This window comes from Methanoregula sp., assembly GCF_049690535.1.
GTDB lineage: Archaea > Halobacteriota > Methanomicrobia > Methanomicrobiales > Methanospirillaceae > Methanoregula.
This window is the reverse complement of record NZ_JBAVMX010000079.1, coordinates 1-2,219: the sequence shown is the minus strand read 5'-3', so window position 1 is coordinate 2,219 and position 2,219 is coordinate 1. Positions and strand designations below refer to the sequence as shown.

The window sequence follows — 2,219 nt, the reverse complement described above, 5'->3', positions numbered from 1 at the left end:
ATGAGGGCGAATCCCCCGATGTAACTGGAATTGATCGGCGTGATAAATTCCGGTTCGCTGCCGGGTTCAGTATGCAGATTTTTTGTGGCCTCCGAAGGCAGCAAAGGATCGGCTGCAGGAGTGATCGTGAGCGAAACCTGATCAAGCGTGGAAAGCCGGTTGATCTCTTCCTGATCAAGATACCGGCCCATAATAACGACACCCTGAGGAGTGCCGGAAAAATCCGTATGAATAATGGGGCGGGAGGCAACCATCAGAGGCTGGCCGGACAGCATCATGATACCCGTAGTCGCTCCCCGGGGATATGACATATTCAGGAGCGGGTTTTCCCGGCGAATCTGCAAAAGAAGATCACCGGGCACCGGTACCATCGTCTTTGTCCCGGTGTCATAAGCCCCGGCATAGGCGATATCCCCCTCGCGGTTGGTAATGATGATGAAGTTCACCCGGAGGTTTGCGTACGTTTCAGGGACGAGGTTTGAGGTGACGTAATCCGGCTCGTTGCCGTTGACAAAATTGTAGGTGTCGTCCCATGGCCCCCAGTCACTTACAATTGCTGAAAGGGACGCCTCGTCATCGTGTACTTTGTTGAGCACCTGCTGGAGATCTTTTTCAACATAACCCTTTTCAAGGTTTGAATAACTGGTGAGGAGAATGCCTGACACAAAAACCGTGATGAATAATGTCACGGCAATAATCGAAGCAACAAGAATAACAAGTGTTTTTTCCTGAAGATTCATGAAAACCAGTGTATATTTTCCATAGCCATTCCCGCGATATAAATACTGTCATATTTCCCTGATATCATATCCCGAAACAACTCCATTTTTACGGCGAAGGATTTTGCAAAACCAGGTAGCCTTGATAAAAGACCGGTGCACCGGTTTATTGGGATAAACGACACAGGTACTGATGATACTGATATGAAGTGGAAAGACTGGGTGCATGTGACCAAACTCGATCCTGACAAGCAGCTTAAACCTGGAGATATCGATGCGATCGCCGCAAGTGGGACTGACGCACTGATGCTCTCGGGCACGTTGAACGTGACAAAAGAGAACCTGCTTGCTCTCCAGAAGCAGATTGCCGCATACGACCTGCCGCTCGTGATGGAACCTGCCGGCCCCGATGCCGTGCTTATTGAAGGAATCGATTATGTCTTTGTGCCAAGCGTGATGAACACGACCGATGTGCAATGGATCGTCGGCAAGCACCGGTACTGGGTGCAGCAACAGAACGGTCGTATCCCCTGGGATGCGGTTGTTCCCGAAGCTTATATCGTGCTCAACCCCAACTCATCAGTCGGTCGGGTTACAAAGGCAATCTGCGACCTCAAACCTTCGGAGGTTGCAGCGTATACCTCCGTCGCCGACCACTACTTCCATTTCCCGGTTGTGTATATTGAATATTCCGGGATGTACGGCGACCCTGCCGTTGTGAAAGCGGCATCTGAAGCGATTGACCAGTCGATCCTGTACTATGGCGGCGGGATTAACTCGGCCGAAAAAGCCGCTCTCATGGGCAAATTTGCGGATACGATCGTGGTCGGGAACGCGGTCTATGACCAAGGCGCTGCCGTTCTCAAGGCAACCGTGGACGCGGTCCAGTAACTTTTTTATGCCTGAAATTGACATCGTGCTCGTGGCCCCCCTCTACGAGGGAAATGTGGGGTTTGCCGCACGGGTGATGAAAAATTTTGGGTTTACCCGGATGGTACTCATCGACCCTTGTAAACTCGGGGACGAGGCAAAAGCCCGCGCCTCCCATGCGCAGGATGTCCTGAAAAATGCAGAGTTGTGCACGATAGAGGATGTGTTTGCCCGGAGCAGTATCGTAATTGCGACAACCGGGCAGGTCAGTAAATCCGTCTGCACGCCGATGAGGATGCCGTTTTTTTCGCCCCGCGATCTCCGGGAGCGCATCGGCACCGCGGATGGAAGGGTTTCGATCCTCTTCGGGCGCGAGAACTGGGGACTCAATAACGACGAGGTGAAGAGGAGCGACATGATCTGCACGATCCCGACCTCTGACGAGTACCCGATCATGAACCTCTCCCACGCGGTGGGGATTGTCTGCTACGAACTCGCGAACCTCCCGGTACCCCAGTACCGTTTGGCTTCGCCGTACGATATGGGCCACCTGTACCGGCATATCGACCGGTTTCTGGACGAGGTGCACCACCCGGCCTTCAAGCGCGAGAACACGATGATCATGATCCG

General features: G+C 52.8%; 3 protein-coding genes. 2 read left to right on the top strand and 1 reads right to left on the bottom strand.

Annotated features, from left to right (window positions below):
- Positions 1–740, bottom strand: a 740-nt coding sequence (locus WCE46_RS05725; protein WP_424732742.1) for a CHASE4 domain-containing protein, incomplete at its 3' end; no start/stop codon positions are given.
- Positions 741–923: 183 nt separating this feature from the next.
- On the opposite strand from WCE46_RS05725, the gene WCE46_RS05720 reads away from it, so the two are divergent.
- Both WCE46_RS05720 and WCE46_RS05715 read left to right on the top strand, forming a co-directional pair.
- Positions 924–1,610: a phosphoglycerol geranylgeranyltransferase gene (locus WCE46_RS05720; RefSeq protein WP_424732741.1), complete on the top strand. Its 687-nt coding sequence runs from the start codon at positions 924–926 to the stop codon at positions 1,608–1,610.
- A gap of 7 nt (positions 1,611–1,617) precedes the next feature.
- Positions 1,618–2,219, top strand: a 602-nt coding sequence (locus WCE46_RS05715) for an RNA methyltransferase (protein WP_424732740.1), incomplete at its 3' end; no start/stop codon positions are given.